This is a genomic window from Tannerella forsythia (assembly GCF_001006485.1).
GTDB lineage: Bacteria > Bacteroidota > Bacteroidia > Bacteroidales > Tannerellaceae > Tannerella > Tannerella forsythia.
Genome location: NZ_JUET01000126.1, coordinates 17,011 through 32,924, shown reverse-complemented (window position 1 = coordinate 32,924; position 15,914 = coordinate 17,011). Strand labels below are relative to the sequence as shown.

At 47.1% G+C, this 15,914-nt stretch carries 22 protein-coding genes; 20 read left to right on the top strand and 2 right to left on the bottom strand.

What is annotated here, in order from left to right:
* Positions 1-592: 592 nt before the first annotated feature.
* On the top strand, positions 593-2,692 hold the full coding sequence (locus Tanf_RS12010; protein ID WP_046826025.1) for a DNA topoisomerase 3: 2,100 nt from the start codon (positions 593-595) through the stop codon (positions 2,690-2,692).
* Positions 2,693-2,722: 30 nt separating this feature from the next.
* On the opposite strand, the gene Tanf_RS12005 is transcribed toward Tanf_RS12010, so the two are convergent.
* The gene (locus tag Tanf_RS12005) at positions 2,723-3,229 is read right to left on the bottom strand and encodes an RNA polymerase sigma factor (protein ID WP_041590746.1); all 507 of its coding nucleotides are present in this window, start codon (positions 3,227-3,229) and stop codon (positions 2,723-2,725) included.
* A 138-nt stretch (positions 3,230-3,367) separates the two neighbouring features.
* The gene (gene cdd, locus Tanf_RS12000) at positions 3,368-3,850 is read right to left on the bottom strand and encodes a cytidine deaminase (protein ID WP_041590747.1); all 483 of its coding nucleotides are present in this window, start codon (positions 3,848-3,850) and stop codon (positions 3,368-3,370) included.
* 251 nt (positions 3,851-4,101) lie between these two features.
* Here cdd and Tanf_RS15185 point away from each other — a divergent pair, with 251 nt between their 5' ends.
* From Tanf_RS15185 to rplE, 19 genes are all read left to right on the top strand, one after another.
* Positions 4,102-4,272, top strand: a complete 171-nt coding sequence (locus Tanf_RS15185; RefSeq protein WP_155642423.1) for a hypothetical protein — start codon at positions 4,102-4,104, stop codon at positions 4,270-4,272.
* A 13-nt stretch (positions 4,273-4,285) separates the two neighbouring features.
* Entirely contained in the window at positions 4,286-5,575 is a 1,290-nt protein-coding gene (metK, locus tag Tanf_RS11995) for a methionine adenosyltransferase (RefSeq protein WP_046826024.1), read from the top strand.
* 711 nt (positions 5,576-6,286) lie between these two features.
* Entirely contained in the window at positions 6,287-6,706 is a 420-nt protein-coding gene (gene rpsL / locus Tanf_RS11990) for a 30S ribosomal protein S12 (RefSeq protein ID WP_046826023.1), read from the top strand.
* A gap of 134 nt (positions 6,707-6,840) precedes the next feature.
* Positions 6,841-7,317, top strand: coding sequence for a 30S ribosomal protein S7 (gene rpsG / locus Tanf_RS11985; protein WP_041591184.1), 477 nt, complete (start codon positions 6,841-6,843; stop codon positions 7,315-7,317).
* 20 nt (positions 7,318-7,337) lie between these two features.
* The gene (gene fusA / locus Tanf_RS11980; protein ID WP_087879760.1) at positions 7,338-9,464 is read left to right on the top strand and encodes an elongation factor G; all 2,127 of its coding nucleotides are present in this window, start codon (positions 7,338-7,340) and stop codon (positions 9,462-9,464) included.
* Positions 9,465-9,481: 17 nt separating this feature from the next.
* Positions 9,482-9,787, top strand: coding sequence for a 30S ribosomal protein S10 (gene rpsJ, locus Tanf_RS11975; protein WP_014224894.1), 306 nt, complete (start codon positions 9,482-9,484; stop codon positions 9,785-9,787).
* A 19-nt stretch (positions 9,788-9,806) separates the two neighbouring features.
* On the top strand, positions 9,807-10,424 hold the full coding sequence (gene rplC, locus Tanf_RS11970; protein ID WP_014224895.1) for a 50S ribosomal protein L3: 618 nt from the start codon (positions 9,807-9,809) through the stop codon (positions 10,422-10,424).
* 4 nt (positions 10,425-10,428) lie between these two features.
* A complete protein-coding gene (rplD, locus tag Tanf_RS11965; protein WP_014224896.1) occupies positions 10,429-11,058 on the top strand; it encodes a 50S ribosomal protein L4 in 630 nt (209 codons plus the stop codon).
* A gap of 16 nt (positions 11,059-11,074) precedes the next feature.
* Complete coding sequence (gene rplW / locus Tanf_RS11960) at positions 11,075-11,368, top strand: 50S ribosomal protein L23 (protein WP_046826021.1); 294 nt, start codon at positions 11,075-11,077, stop codon at positions 11,366-11,368.
* A gap of 6 nt (positions 11,369-11,374) precedes the next feature.
* Complete coding sequence (gene rplB / locus Tanf_RS11955; protein ID WP_014224898.1) at positions 11,375-12,199, top strand: 50S ribosomal protein L2; 825 nt, start codon at positions 11,375-11,377, stop codon at positions 12,197-12,199.
* A gap of 19 nt (positions 12,200-12,218) precedes the next feature.
* Positions 12,219-12,485, top strand: coding sequence for a 30S ribosomal protein S19 (rpsS, locus tag Tanf_RS11950; protein WP_014224899.1), 267 nt, complete (start codon positions 12,219-12,221; stop codon positions 12,483-12,485).
* 22 nt (positions 12,486-12,507) lie between these two features.
* The gene (gene rplV / locus Tanf_RS11945; RefSeq protein ID WP_014224901.1) at positions 12,508-12,939 is read left to right on the top strand and encodes a 50S ribosomal protein L22; all 432 of its coding nucleotides are present in this window, start codon (positions 12,508-12,510) and stop codon (positions 12,937-12,939) included.
* Between the two features lie 6 nt (positions 12,940-12,945).
* The gene (gene rpsC / locus Tanf_RS11940) at positions 12,946-13,719 is read left to right on the top strand and encodes a 30S ribosomal protein S3 (protein ID WP_014224902.1); all 774 of its coding nucleotides are present in this window, start codon (positions 12,946-12,948) and stop codon (positions 13,717-13,719) included.
* Positions 13,720-13,741: 22 nt separating this feature from the next.
* Positions 13,742-14,176, top strand: coding sequence for a 50S ribosomal protein L16 (gene rplP, locus Tanf_RS11935; RefSeq protein ID WP_014224903.1), 435 nt, complete (start codon positions 13,742-13,744; stop codon positions 14,174-14,176).
* A 5-nt stretch (positions 14,177-14,181) separates the two neighbouring features.
* On the top strand, positions 14,182-14,379 hold the full coding sequence (rpmC, locus tag Tanf_RS11930; RefSeq protein ID WP_014224904.1) for a 50S ribosomal protein L29: 198 nt from the start codon (positions 14,182-14,184) through the stop codon (positions 14,377-14,379).
* A 14-nt stretch (positions 14,380-14,393) separates the two neighbouring features.
* Entirely contained in the window at positions 14,394-14,651 is a 258-nt protein-coding gene (rpsQ, locus tag Tanf_RS11925) for a 30S ribosomal protein S17 (RefSeq protein WP_041591185.1), read from the top strand.
* Between the two features lies 1 nt (position 14,652).
* On the top strand, positions 14,653-15,018 hold the full coding sequence (rplN, locus tag Tanf_RS11920; RefSeq protein WP_014224906.1) for a 50S ribosomal protein L14: 366 nt from the start codon (positions 14,653-14,655) through the stop codon (positions 15,016-15,018).
* 19 nt (positions 15,019-15,037) lie between these two features.
* Complete coding sequence (rplX, locus tag Tanf_RS11915) at positions 15,038-15,355, top strand: 50S ribosomal protein L24 (protein WP_014224907.1); 318 nt, start codon at positions 15,038-15,040, stop codon at positions 15,353-15,355.
* Positions 15,355-15,912, top strand: coding sequence for a 50S ribosomal protein L5 (rplE, locus tag Tanf_RS11910; protein WP_041590748.1), 558 nt, complete (start codon positions 15,355-15,357; stop codon positions 15,910-15,912). Before rplX ends, rplE begins: the two co-directional genes overlap by 1 nt.
* The last annotated feature ends 2 nt before the right edge of the window (positions 15,913-15,914 follow it).

The window sequence follows — 15,914 nt, the reverse complement described above, 5'->3', positions numbered from 1 at the left end:
CCAAGCTTGTAGAGGAAAGTAACATACTTATATTCGCAATCTCCGAGACACACCGACCGTCACGGAGCCAACAGTCGTGTGTTATAGTCACCCAAACAACCGAATTTGGGAGGGATTGAGCAGCAATGTAAGCAAACTCACAAAATACGTTTTAGAGGAAAGGTATAAATAAAAAAAAACGAACCCTCTATAAAACCCTTAGGATTCTGTGTTTTTTATGTTTATTTAACAGTTTGCCAATGATAGAGGTTCCTTCATAGTAAAATATCTTATTGCATATCAGCGAAATATGTGCTATTTGGGGTACATAAAACAGATTTCGTCATTTATACTTCCCTAAAAATGACCTCGAAAAAATGAGGGGGAATGGATTGTGCAAAGGTCTCTTATGTGAGTTTGTTACAGCACTAAGATATTTGTTACAGCACTAAGATAAATGAAATTTCTGATATCGGCAAGTGGTGGACAATTTGTTGTTGTTTAATGACTTGATTTTTTTCGGAAGATCATAAATCTACTAATTTAGGTTCTTTGAAAAATTTGCATCGGCGGGCAAAAAAAGCGATCTTTGTCCCTCATTTAACATCCCGGAATGAAAGTTTGTATTGCAGAAAAGCCCAGTGTGGCCCGCGAGATTGCGGAAGTACTTGGAGCCCGGACAAAGAGAGAGGGCTATATCGAGGGGAACGGTTATCAAGTGTCGTGGACATACGGCCATCTCTGCACGCTTAAAGAACCGCACGATTATACGCCCGAATGGAAATCGTGGCGTCTGCAGTCGCTGCCCATGATTCCTCCGCGGTTCGGCATCAAGCTGATCCCGAGCGATAGCTACGAGAAGCAGTTCCGTATTCTTGAAGGACTGATCCGGAATGCCGAAGCGGTCATCAACTGCGGGGATGCCGGTCAGGAAGGTGAACTGATTCAACGCTGGGTGATGCAGAAGGCCGGCTGCCGCTGCCCGGTCTATCGGCTGTGGATTTCGTCGCTGACGGAAGACGCCATCCGCGAAGGATTCAAGAACCTCAAAGACGAGTCCGACTATCAACGCCTCTACGAAGCGGGTCTCTCGCGTGCCATCGGCGACTGGATGCTCGGGATGAATGCCACGCGTCTCTATACGCTTCGTTACGGACAAAATAGACAAGTGCTTTCCATTGGGCGTGTGCAGACACCTACGCTGGCGCTGATCGTGAAGCGGCAAAAGGAGATCGAAGCGTTCAAGCCCGAACCTTATTGGGAACTGAAAACGATCTATCGCGAAACGATGTTTGCCGCTACGCAGGGCAAATTCGCCCGCAAGGAAGAGGGGCAGGCGTTGTTGGAGGCGGTAACAGGCCGGCCGTTCGTCATCACCGGTGTGGCTAAAAAGAAAGGAAAGGAAGCGCCTCCGCGCCTGTTCGACCTGACTTCGTTGCAGGTGGAATGCAACCGGAAATTTGCGTTCTCGGCCGAAGATACGTTGAAGCTCATTCAATCGCTTTATGAAAAAAAGGTGACTACGTATCCGCGTGTCGATACGACGTTTCTGAGCGATGATCTCTACCCGAAAATTCCAAATATGCTCAAAGGGCTCACCGATTATGCGAGTCTTACGGCTTCGTTGCTGTCGGGCCCGATCCGGAAAAGCAAAAAGGTGTTCGATAACACCAAAGTGACGGATCACCATGCCATCGTGCCTACCGGTGTGCCGCCGCGTAACTTGACGGACCATGAGCGGAAGGTCTACGACCTGGTGGCACGCCGCTTTATCGCTGCGTTTTACCCCGATTGTGAGATCTCTACGACGACCGTTCTGGGGGAGGTCGAGAAGACGGGTTTTAAAGCAACCGGCAAACAGATTCTCAAGCCGGGCTGGCGCGTTATCTTTGGCAAAGAAACGCAGGAAACAGCGGAAGAAGAACAGCCGACGGCAGAAGAAAATGGCGTGTTGCCCGACTTCGTGAAAGGAGAGCGCGGGCCGCATCAGCCGGATTTTGCAGAGAAGTGGACGACTCCGCCCAAACCCTATACCGAGGCGACTTTGCTCCGTGCGATGGAAACGGCCGGGAAGTTCGTGGAAGATGAAGAACTGCGCGATGCTCTGAAAGAAAACGGCATTGGCCGCCCTTCTACGCGTGCGGCAATCATCGAAACGCTTTTTAAACGCAACTACATTCGTAAGGAACGTAAGAATCTGTCGGCCACTTCGACGGGAGTAGAGCTGATCGGTATCATTCGTGACGAGTTGCTTAAAAGCGCCGAACTGACAGGGCAATGGGAGAAGAAACTGCGTCAGATCGAGCAGGGCGTTTATCAGGCCGAAGCGTTTCTCGACGAGCTGAAACAGATGGTCGGGCAGATGGTGCGGAACGTTCGCACCGATCGTACCACGACTACAATCACGATTGAGGAAATGGCTTCCGGTTCCAAAGAGGGGAAAAACACAAAAGCCTCCGCGAAAGAAAAACCGGTGAAAGTGAAGCGGAAGAAACAGGGCACCGTTACTCAGGATACGGCGTCAGCCCATGGTTCGCCTACCTGTCCGATTTGCGGGAAAGGAACTTTGCTGCGCGGGAAAACGGCTTACGGATGCTCCGAATATAAAAGCGGCTGTACGTTTCGCCTGTCTTACGAGCAGCATGGAAAAGATTTGAGCAACGAAGAATTACTAACCCTCGTGCGGAAACAATCGTTTCCCCGTAACCCGTAAAGGATAAGGAATAAGGAAGAGGAAGTATAATCAAGGGTTGAAGTCTTTTAGCTTTGTCTTCAATTCCTGACGGGCAAAGAATATTCGGCTCTTGACCGTTCCTAAAGGAATATGTAGCGCCTCGGCAATTTCGTGATAGCGATAGCCACTCACATACATAGAGAAAGGCGCTTTCAATTCTTCGTTCAGAGCGTCTATAGCTCCCGTAATTTCCTGTAACTGACAGGTACCGTCGGGGGTATCAAAACTCGAATCGTTCGTCACATGGAGATTGTATAAATCGACATCCTGCTCAACAACAGTCTGCGTACGCAATACACGGTGATAATTGTTAATGAAAATATTACGCATCACCGTCAGTACCCAACCTTTGAAATTCCGGTTGTCTACATATTTCTCCCGATTGTCTAAAACCTTGAGCGACGTCTCCTGCAACAAATCCTGTGCATCTTCACGATTTGCCGTTAACATCAATGCAAAATTCATCATGTTCTCCTGCATGCCCAATAGTTTTTTCTGAAACTGTGATGTGTTCATTGTCATTTTCTCCTAACAATTATCGGTTGCAAACATAAATTATTTTTTGAGCAAATCCTCCTTGCTTTGTTTTTTATTAACGTATTCGACGTCGTTTTGGCTTTTTTTGGGATGGTTGGGGCTGTTATACATACAATACTACCCGAGCAAATCGGCTGATCCGAAAGATAGTGGGAGTAAATCTTCTGCCGAGTCGAGCCGGCAAAACTCCGAACGTCCGCACATCCACACCTGCATCGGTCGATGATAACGCAGTTCTGTCTCGAGCAAGACTTGACGACATGCTCCGCACGGACTGATCTTCTCCTGAATCTCTCCGTCTTTCAACGCTACCAAGAACAAAGCCTTGACGGGTGTATCAGGATATTGTGCCCCCGCTGCAAACAGCGTCGTCCGTTCGGCACAAAGTCCCGACGGATAAGCGGCATTCTCCTGGTTGCTCCCCGATACGAACGTGCCATCCTCAAGCACGGCTACCGCACCCACCTGAAAATGCGAATACGGTGCGTATGCTTTCTTTGCCGCTTCGATCGCCGCCGTCATCCATCGCTTTTCGTCATCGCCTAAATCGGCTATCAGCCCGCGATGCACGCGTATCTCTACTGTTTGAGTCTTTTCCATTGAAAATGTCATTGCTCTTGTGTTACGTTGCCGACAAATTTACATATAATCGTTGAATATTTAAGCATGTGTTCCATAGTATTAGATTCATGTGGTAAAGCAGTATGATAATTAATATATTGAAAAACAGTACGAAATGCAAGGTTTATACGATCTTGCCACATGGCTTTTTTTAATTTTAATGCATGGTTATTTGTGATATAAGGGGGGCATAGACGATGCTTTTCTGCTCTTTTTAGATAATTAACAGAGTGAAAACGGTCAGTCTTGCCGGAAGTCGTATCTTTGCCGCCGAATTGGACGTGGATAGATTTGTATGGCTTGCAACCACGGGAAAAAATGCTAAAAAAGAAGGTTCTTCCCTGTCGTTCAGCCACGCGATTCCATCTCAAAGTTCGGTTCGTAATCCATGTTTTACTTAAATATTTATCAATAATGAGTTATTTATTTACCTCCGAATCGGTGTCTGAAGGACACCCCGATAAGGTAGCCGATCAGATTTCGGATGCCTTGCTGGATGAATTTTTGGCGTATGACAAAGATTCGAAAGTTGCGTGCGAAACGCTGGTAACGACCGGTCAGGTTGTGCTGGCAGGAGAAGTAAAGTCGAAAGCCTATGTCGATGTGCAGGATGTGGCTCGCCGGGTAATCGAACAGATCGGTTATACGAAAAGCGAATATCAGTTTGAGGCGAAGTCATGTGGTGTGCTATCGGCTATTCATGAGCAGAGCGGCGATATCAACCGCGGTGTGGAGCGTTCCGACCCTTACGAACAGGGCGCCGGTGATCAGGGGATGATGTTTGGATACGCGACGAATGAAACGGCGAATTATATGCCGTTGGCGTTAGATCTTTCGCACCACTTGTTGCTTGAGCTTGCTGCGATCCGTAAAAACGAACTTGAGAAGATGCCGTATCTTCGTCCCGATGCAAAAAGTCAGGTGACGATTGAATACGATGATCACGGCAAGCCGTTGCGTATCGATACGATTGTCGTTTCCACCCAGCACGATGAGTTTATTACGGCAGGCAACGGTCGCTCGCAGGCGGAGGCCGATGCTGCGATGCAGCAGAAGATTGCCGAAGATGTGAAAACCATTCTTATTCCGCGGGTCAAGGCGCAATATCCCGAGCATGTGCAGGTGTTATTCAATGATCGGATCAAATATTTCATCAACCCGACAGGCAAATTCGCGATTGGCGGTCCTCATGGCGATACGGGGCTGACGGGTCGTAAGATCATCGTCGATACGTATGGCGGTAAAGGAGCGCATGGCGGTGGCGCTTTCTCGGGAAAAGACCCTTCGAAGGTCGATCGATCGGCTGCTTATGCGGCGCGTCATATCGCCAAGAACCTCGTAGCGGCAGGCGTTGCCGATGAGATGCTGGTACAAGTCTCGTATGCCATCGGTGTAAGTAAGCCGATGAATATCTTCGTCAATACGTTTGGACGATCCAATGTGAAAATCAGTGACGGGGAAATCGCCGACAAGATTTGGGAACTCTTTGATATGCGTCCCAAGGCTATTGAAGAGCGCCTGAAACTGCGTCATCCGATTTATCTGGAAACGGCTTCGTACGGACATATGGGACGTATTCCGCAGACGGTTCGGAAAACATTCCATTCGCGCTATAATGCAGAACCGGTGGTCTGCGATGTGGAACTGTTTACTTGGGAGAAACTTGATTATACGGACAAGGTAAAAGCGGCCTTCGGTCTTTAAAGCACAAGTAGATGATTAAATCCTACAAGAGCTGTTTCGGAAAACGAGACAGCTTTTTTTATAGACGATTTGCAACCTTGGGCTTATACATTCAATCCAGATTCCGCAATAGAACCAATAAGAATGAATTTAATTCAGGCCTTCAGCCCTCCGAACAAGGTCCGGATGTCGATACCCCACCCTTTTGAGGGATGGGGCTGAAATAATTCGGGCTTGTAGCCCCTTCGGGTAATGGTTATGCGTGTTACACGCCAAATCATGTACCCGGCATGACAATTAACCATTAATAAATAGGGGGCGAGATTGTTCAGCCCAATGCGAAGCGTTGGGGAAAAAGGCATCGCGTCTCGGCGGAGGGTTGTAAGTCTGACGTAACCCTTGTCGTATATTCGTACGTCTATTATTATATGATAAACGCCGAACGGTGTATCGCGTAATTTGGGATAAATGAAGAAAAAAAGATGTGCTGCTATGAGAGAGAGGAGGAGTCGTTATCCTTCCTGCCGGAAGAGTATCGGGGTAAGCAAGAAGTTGTTTGACGGGTGGATTGACATCCGTAGAGGGCTTCCTTTGTCTTATGGGAGGCGAAGAAAAGCATTGAAATCCAATTTTTTTTGAAGAAATGCTTGTCGGATAAAAAAAAGTCCGTATCTTTGCCACCCGAATTTGGAAAAGTATAAACAAATATAATAGTGTTTAAATAGTAGTAAAATGCCTACAATTCAGCAATTAGTAAGAAAAGGAAGGGAAACGTTGGCGGTGAAAGGTAAGTCGCCTGCACTTGATGCTTGTCCTCAAAAAAGAGGTGTTTGCGTGCGTGTGTATACCACTACGCCGAAAAAGCCGAATTCCGCGATGCGTAAAGTGGCCCGTGTTCGTTTGACGAATCACAAGGAGGTGAACTCGTATATTCCCGGAGAAGGCCATAACTTGCAGGAACACTCGATTGTGATGGTGCGGGGCGGCCGTGTGAAAGACCTGCCGGGTGTACGTTACCATATCGTGCGTGGGACATTGGATACGGCGGGAGTCGCCGGGCGTACGCAACGTCGTTCGAAGTATGGGGCGAAACGTCCAAAGGCCGGGGCCGCGAAGAAGGAATATAAAAGGAGAAAAGAGTTTACGAGTTAGAAATTATATAATCGGTTTTTAGTTATTGGGGAGAAAAAATTGATGAATGAGGGTTGAGTAAATGGTTCGGAGGAGCCGTTGAAGACAGTAAGAAATCAACAACCAAGAACAAGAACGAAAATTCTGAAAGCAAAATGAGAAAATCAAAGCCTAAAAAACGGCAGGTCCTCCCGGATCCTGTCTATGGTGATGTTCGGGTTACAAAGTTTGTAAACCATTTGATGTACGACGGTAAGAAGACCGTTTCGTATGAGATATTCTATTCCGCATTGGAGCGTGTGAAAGCCAAGATGCCGAATGAAGAAAAGTCAGCGCTCGAAATCTGGAAAGCTGCGCTTGAGAATATAACCCCTCAGGTCGAAGTAAAGTCCCGCCGTGTGGGTGGTGCTACTTTTCAAGTACCGACCGAGATTCGCCCGGATCGTAAGGAGTCCATTTCAATGAAAAATTTAATAGAGTACGCTCGCAAACGTGGCGGGAAATCCATGTCTGAAAAATTGAGTGCTGAAATTGTAGATGCGTTCAATAGCCAGGGCGGTGCCTTCAAACGTAAGGAGGATATGCATCGTATGGCAGAAGCCAACCGTGCTTTTGCTTATTTCCGCTTTTAATGTTTAATGAGAAGAAGACGATGAGCAAGGCAGATGCAATATTGAAAAATACACGTAATATCGGTATTATGGCCCATATTGACGCGGGAAAAACGACTACATCGGAACGTATTTTGTTTTATACCGGTCTGACGCATAAAATCGGAGAAGTGCATGACGGTGCCGCTACGATGGACTGGATGGAGCAGGAGCAGGAGCGGGGAATTACCATTACTTCCGCCGCAACGACAACATTCTGGAATTACAACAATGAGAGATTTAAAATTAACTTGATAGACACCCCCGGGCACGTCGACTTTACAGTTGAAGTAGAACGTTCGCTGCGCATCCTTGACGGAGCGGTGGCCGCATTTTGTGCTGTGGGCGGAGTGGAGCCGCAGTCGGAGACGGTGTGGCGCCAGGCCGATAAATATAATGTTCCGCGTATCGGTTACGTAAACAAGATGGACCGCTCGGGAGCGAACTTTTTTGAAGTGGTTCGTCAGGTGCGTGACGTGCTGGGAGCAACGCCTTGTCCGATTCAGATACCGATCGGCGCCGAAGAAAACTTTAAAGGCGTGATTGATCTCGTGACCATGAAGGCTATCTATTGGCGCGATGAAACGATGGGCGCTCAATATGAGATCGAAAACATTCCGTCCGGACTTTTGGCTGAAGCGCAGGAATGGCGCGATAAAATGCTTGAAGCCGTAGCCGAATGTGACGACACGGTCATGGAAAAATATTTTGACGATCCTTCTACGATTACGGAAGATGAACTTCGTGTGGCCATCCGTAAGGGTACGATTGACATGAAGATCAATCCGATGATTTGCGGTTCGTCGTTTAAGAATAAAGGAGTGCAGACGCTGCTTGATGCCGTTTGCTCGTACTTGCCGAGTCCGGATGATACGGCGGCTGTCACAGGTCATGATCCGCGTAATCCGGAGATTACCATCGAGCGCAAACCGACGCCGGATGAGCCGCTCACGGCTTTGGCGTTTAAGATTGCCACAGACCCCTATGTAGGGCGTTTGTGCTATTTCCGGGTGTATTCGGGCGAAATGCAAGCAGGGTCTTATGTGCTGAATACGCGTTCCGAAAAGAAAGAGCGTATCTCACGTCTGTTTCAGATGCACTCGAACAAGCAGAATCCGATGGAGAAAATCGGGTGCGGCGATATCGGTGCTGGCGTAGGGTTTAAAGACATACGTACCGGCGATACGCTGTGTGACGAAAATAATCCGATCACGCTCGAGTCGATCGAATTCCCCGACCCAGTAATTGGTGTGGCGGTAGAACCGAAGACACAAAAAGACCTTGATAAGCTTGGGGCCGGATTGGCCAAGCTGGCGGAAGAAGACCCGACGTTCCGTGTGGAAACAAACGAAGAAACCGGCCAGACCGTGATTCGTGGCATGGGAGAGCTTCACCTTGAAATTATCGTAGACCGTCTGCGTCGCGAGTTTAAGGTGGAATGCAACCAGGGGCGTCCTTTGGTGTCGTATAAAGAAGCGATCACGCAGTCCGTTGAGTTACGCGAAGTATATAAGAAACAAACAGGAGGGCGTGGTAAGTTTGCCGACATTATCGTTCGCATCGAGCCGGCAGACGAAGCATTTGAAGGTCATTTACAATTCGTCGACGAGGTGAAAGGCGGAAACGTGCCGAAAGAATTTATTCCTTCCGTACAGAAAGGATTTGAGAAGGCGATGACGAACGGCGTCTTGGCCGGCTACCCGCTGGATAAGCTGAAAGTGACATTGATCGACGGTTCGTTTCATCCGGTTGACTCCGACCAGTTGTCGTTCGAGATATGTGCTATTCAGGCATTTAAGAACGCAGCGGAAAAGGCCGGCCCTGTTCTGATGGAACCGATCATGAAGCTGGAAGTCGTTACTCCCGAAGAAAACATGGGAGATGTCATTGGCGACTTGAACAAACGTCGCGGTCAGGTGGAAGGCATGGAATCGAGCCGTACGGGTACCCGGATTGTTAAAGCAAAAGTGCCTTTGGCTGAGACATTCGGCTATGTGACGGCTTTGCGTACGATTACGTCCGGTCGTGCTACCTCGTCCATGCAATTCTCGCACTATGCACAAGTATCGTCGTCGATTGCCAAGCAGGTGCTGACCGAAGTACAAGGGCGGGTTGATTTAGTCAAATAATATTAGAAACTAACGATATGAGCCAAAAAATCAGAATTAAATTGAAATCTTACGATTACTCGCTGGTCGACAAGTCGTCCGAGAAAATCGTCAAGACTGTGAAGGCTACCGGAGCAGTCGTAAGCGGACCTATTCCGCTGCCGACTCACAAACGGATTTTTACCGTAAACCGCTCGACATTCGTGAACAAAAAGTCACGTGAGCAGTTTGAACTGTCGTCTTACAAACGTTTGATAGACATTTACAGCTCGACAGCCAAAACGGTAGATGCTTTGATGAAGCTGGAATTGCCCAGCGGAGTGGAAGTAGAGATTAAAGTGTAAAATTAAAAAACAAAGTGAAATGCCAGGATTATTAGGAAAAAAAATCGGAATGACATCCGTATTCAGTGCCGAGGGAAAGAATCTTCCATGCACTGTTATCGAAGTAGGTCCTTGTGTGGTTACACAGATTAAGACCATGGAAAAGGACGGCTATGAGGCGATTCAGTTGGGTTTTCAGGAAAAAAAAGAAAAACATACGACGAAGCCGGAAGCCGGTCATTTCAAGAAGGCAGGCGTAGCCCCACAGAGACACTTGGCTGAGTTCAAGAATTTTGATGCTGAGTATAAGCTCGGAGATGTACTTACCGTAGACTTTTTGAATGATGCGACCTTCGTAGATGTGATCGGCACATCGAAGGGAAAAGGATTTCAGGGAGTCGTAAAACGTCACGGTTTCGGTGGTGTAGGTCAGACCACGCATGGTCAGCACAATCGTGCGCGTAAGCCGGGCGCTATTGGCGCCTGTTCGTATCCGGCGAAAGTCTTCAAAGGTACACGCATGGGCGGACAAATGGGCAACGTGCGCGTAACGGTTCAAAACCTTGAAGTGATCAAAGTGATGCCGGAAAACAACTTGCTGTTAGTGAAAGGCTCTATTCCGGGTGCAAAAGGTTCAATCGTATTAATTGAGAAGTAAGGCAATGAAACTAAACGTATTTAACAGAAAAGGGGAAGAAACCGGCAGAACGGTTGAACTCAGCGATGCAGTGTTTGGTATTGAGCCGAATGATCATGCGATCTATTTGGATGTGAAACAATATATGGCGAATAATCGTCAAGGGACACATAAGTCGAAAGAAAGAAGCGAAGTATCGGGAAGTACCCGCAAACTTATTCGCCAAAAAGGTAGCGGTGGAGCTCGCCGCGGTGACATCAATTCGCCGGTATTGGTCGGTGGAGGTCGTGTATTCGGACCGAAGCCGCGCGATTATAGCTTCAAACTGAATAAGAAAGTGAAAGCGTTGGCTCGCCGTTCAGCCCTCTCATATAAGGCAAAAGAGAACTCGATTATGGTGCTTGAAGACTTTACGATGGATACCCCGAAAACGAAAGACTTCCTCTCGATGCTGAAAGTCTTGAAATTGGATGGAAAGAAGATGCTGTTGATTTTGCCTGAGAGCAATCATTTCGTATCTTTGTCGGCTCGTAATCTGCCGCGCGCGAAGGTCATAGCCGCGTCGGATCTAAATACATATAAAGTGATGGATGCTGCGAACCTGGTGTTTACGGAACAGTCTGTCGCTGTCATTGAAAAACTTTTAAACGCATAAGAAGGAGGAAATAAAGATGGGAATTATCATTAAGCCGATCGTGACCGAGAAGCAGACTGCTGTGACGGAAAAAATGCCTAATCGCTTTGGGTTCCGCGTTTCTCCGGATGCGAATAAATTAGAGATAAAGAAGGCTGTTGAAGAGATGTATAACGTCAGCGTAGAAAGCGTGAACACGATGAATTATTCGGGAAAGCGCAAGAGCCGTTATACAAAATCCGGGATCATCAACGGAAGACAAGCAGCCTATAAGAAAGCAATTGTAACATTGAAAGAAGGAGAAGTCATCGACTTTTTCAGTAACATTTGATAGGAGATGGGAATACGTAAATTGAAGCCCACATCGCCGGGGCAAAGACACAAAATTATCGGTGCATTTGATAAAATCACTGCAAGTACACCGGAGAAGTCTCTCGTAGTCGGAAAGAAGAGAACAGGTGGCCGTAACAATACCGGAAAAATGACGATGCGTTATATCGGTGGCGGCCACAAGCGTCGTTTTCGTTTTATTGACTTCAAGAGAAGCAAAGATGGCATTCCTGCAACCGTGAAGTCGATTGAGTACGATCCCAACCGGACGTCTCGTATCGCATTGTTGTATTATGCTGACGGAGAAAAGAGTTACATCGTTGCTCCGAATGGTTTGGAAGTAGGCCAGACAGTGATGTCCGGAAAGGATGCAACGCCGGAAGTCGGCAATGCTTTGCCGATGCAGAGCATCCCTGTCGGTACGATTATTCATAACATCGAACTTCGTCCGGGACAAGGAGCGAAATTGGTTCGTTCGGCCGGTGCATTTGCTCAGTTGACATCGAAAGAAGGGGACTATGCCATCATCAAGATGCCTTCGGGCGAAACCCGTAAGATCTTGTCGGCATGTAAAGCGACCGTAGGTAGCGTAGGCAATTCGGACCATGCACTCGAGAAATCCGGGAAAGCGGGACGCTCGAGATGGCTCGGCCGTCGTCCGCACAACCGTGGTGTCGTGATGAACCCGGTAGACCACCCGATGGGAGGTGGTGAAGGACGCGCCTCCGGAGGTCTTCCCCGTTCTCGTAAGGGCTTATATGCTAAGGGCATGAAGACGAGAGCGCCGAAGAAACCGTCTTCCAAGTATATCATTGAAAGAAGAAAGAAGTAAAATGATTAATTGAAAAACTATGAGTCGTTCGTTAAAAAAAGGTCCATATATCAATGTGAAATTGGAAAAGAAAGTCCTGGCGATGAATGAGTCGGGTAAGAAGACGGTGATAAAGACATGGGCAAGAGCGTCCATGATATCTCCGGACTTTGTAGGGCATACGATTGCCGTGCATAATGGGAACAAATTTATTCCCGTATTCATCACCGAGAATATGGTGGGTCACAAGCTGGGAGAATTTTCACCGACGCGTATATTCCGTGGCCATGCTGGAAACAAGAAGTAAGAAAATGAAAAAAATAAAATAAATGGGCAGAAGAAAGAAAATATCAGCAGAAGCCAGAAAGGAAGCCTTGAAAAGTGTTTCTTTTGCGAAATTGCGCAACGTGCCGAGTTCACCGCGCAAAATGCGTCTGGTCGTCGATATGATTCGCGGCATGGAGGTGTTTAGGGCGCTGGGAGTCTTGAGATTCTCCAATAAAGACGCAGCTACACCGGTAGAGAAATTGCTTCGTTCGGCGATTGCCAATTGGGAGCAGAAGAATGAGCGAAAAGCAGAAAGCGGAGAGTTGTTCGTTACGTCCGTCCATGTGGATGGAGCAGCAACGCTCAAGCGTATGCGTCCGGCCCCGCAGGGAAGGGGATATCGGATCCGTAAGCGTTCGAACCATGTGACCTTGTTTGTCGATACGAGAAATGTAGAGGCAGATGCAAACAATAACAAAGAAAGTCAAAATTAAGAACAGATGGGACAGAAAGTAAATCCGATTAGTAATCGTTTGGGAATCATTCGTGGATGGGATTCGAACTGGTACGGTGGAAAGAGTTACGGTGACACTTTGCTGGAAGACAGTAAAATTCGCAACTACTTGAATGCCCGTCTGGCTAAAGCAAGCGTTTCGCGCATCGTGATCGAACGTACGTTAAAGCTGATCACCATTACGGTGTGTACGTCGCGTCCGGGGATCATCATCGGAAAAGCCGGTTCGGAAGTTGACAAGCTCAAAGAAGAATTGAAGAAGATTACCGATAAGGAGGTTCAGATCAATATTTTTGAGATTAAACGTCCGGAATTGGACGCCGTGATTGTCGCCAATAATATTGCGCGTCAGCTGGAAGGAAAAATCGCTTACCGTCGTGCCGTGAAGATGGCTATTGCTTCGACCATGCGGATGGGAGCGGAAGGTATAAAAGTGCAGGTTTCGGGACGTTTGAATGGTGCTGAGATGGCGCGTTCCGAAATGTATAAGGAAGGACGTACTCCTCTCCATACATTCCGTGCCGATATTGATTATGCACTGGCAGAAGCGCTGACAAAAGTCGGTCTGATAGGAATAAAGGTTTGGATTTGCCGTGGTGAAGTATACGGTAAAAAAGATTTGTCTCCTTCATTTACAGTTTCGAAAGACTTCAGTCGTCGGGGCGGGGAAGGCAGTATGGGACGCGGTGATCGTGGGGATCGCGGCGGAAAACCGTTCAAACGCAGAAGAGAGAGAGACAAAGAAAAAGCCAATCGTTAAATTATTTAACAGTTAGAGAACTATGTTACAACCAAAGAAAACAAAGTTTAGAAGATCCCAAAAGGGGCGCGCCAAAGGCAACGCCCAGCGGGGAAATCAGTTGGCTTTCGGTTCGTTTGGAATCAAATCGTTAGGTACGAAATGGATCACAGGCCGGCAGATTGAGGCCGCCCGTATTGCCGTTACACGTTATATGCAACGTCAAGGACAAGTGTGGGTACGTATATTCCCGGACAAGCCGATCACGAAAAAGCCGTTGGATGTACGTATGGGAAAAGGAAAAGGTAATCCTGAAGGATTTGTAGCGCCTGTTACGCCGGGACGTATGATTTTTGAAGTGGAAGGTGTACCGTTTCATATCGCGAAGGAAGCGTTGCGTTTAGCCGCACAGAAGCTTCCGGTAACAACCAAATTCGTGGTGCGCTATGACTATGATATGCAAAATGAAACCGTGTAAATGTTATGAAGATTAAAGAAGTAAGAGAATTAAGTACCAAAGAATTGGTTGAAAGAATGGACGCGGAAATGTCGTCTTTGGATCAGAAGCAGATTAATCATAGCATTTCGCCGTTGGATAATCCTGCTGCAATGAAAGAGCAACGCCGGACGATTGCGCGTCTGAAAACAGTGCTGCGCCAACGTGAATTGAATAACGAATAATCATGAAGCCTGATATGGAAACGAGAAATTTAAGAAAGGAAAGAACGGGCGTGGTATTCAGCAACAAGATGGATAAAAGCATCACCGTTGCCGTAAAATGGAAGGAAAAACATCCGATTTACGGAAAATTCGTGAACAAGACGAAGAAATATCATGCGCATGACGAGAAGAATGAATGTAACGTGGGGGACACGGTAAAGATTATGGAGACACGCCCTTTGAGCAAGACGAAAAGATGGCGTTTGGTACAGATTATAGAAAGGGCTAAGTAAGATGATACAGCAAGAAACAAGATTAGTAGTAGCGGACAATAGCGGAGCGAAAGAAGCTCTGTGTATCCGTGTGTTAGGTGGTACGCGTAAACGTTATGCCACGGTAGGCGATATCATTGTCGTAGCAGTAAAAGGCGTCATTCCTTCGAGTGATATGAAGAAAGGCGCCGTATCGAAAGCGGTTGTTGTACGGACAAAGAAAGAGATTCGTCGTCAGGACGGTTCTTATATCCGTTTCGATGATAATGCTTGTGTATTGTTGAATCAGGCGGGAGAAATCCGGGGAAGCCGTATTTTTGGCCCGGTTGCTCGTGAGTTACGTGCGACCAATATGAAAATCGTTTCATTGGCACCGGAAGTACTTTAATCGGTAAAAAGGTATTGTGATGAGTAAGTTACATATAAAGAAAGGCGATATCGTCTACGTAAACGCCGGAGAAGATAAAGGAAAAACAGGGCGCGTCCTGGAAATGCTTGTAAAAGAAAAACGTGCCATTGTGGAAGGGGTTAATATGGTGACGAAGCATACGAAACCCAATGCCCGAAATCCGCAAGGCGGACGGGAAACCAAGGAGGCATCGGTTCATATCTCGAACCTTAATCCGTTGGACCCCAAAACGGGAAAACCGACCCGCGTGGGACGCAAAGAAGTGAAAGGGAAGTTAGTGCGTTATGCTAAAAGATCAGGAGAGGAGATTAAATGATGGGTACGATAGCAACAGTAAAGCAAGATTACAGAGACCGGATTATACCGACGTTGAAGAAAGAGTTTAGCTACACGTCTGTGATGCAGGTTCCTGTGCTGAAGAAAATTGTAATCAATCAGGGACTGGGAATGGCAACGGCAGATAAGAAGATTATTGACGTGGCTATAGACGAGTTGACGAATATTACCGGTCAGAAAGCCGTCGCTACCTATTCGAAGAAAGACATCTCCAACTTCAAACTGCGTAAAAAAATGCCGATCGGAGTCATGGTTACTTTGCGTCATGAGCGTATGTATGAGTTTTTGGAACGTCTGGTACGTGTAGCATTGCCTCGTATTCGCGACTTCAAAGGTATTGAAAGCAAGCTCGACGGCCGGGGTAATTATACGCTCGGCATTCAGGAGCAAATTATTTTCCCGGAAATAAATATTGATAATATTACGAAAATATTGGGAATGAATATTACCTTTGTGACTTCCGCAAAAACGGATGAAGAGGGATTTGCTCTTCTGCGCGAGTTCGGACTGCCCTTCAAGAATGTAAAAAAGAATTGAGA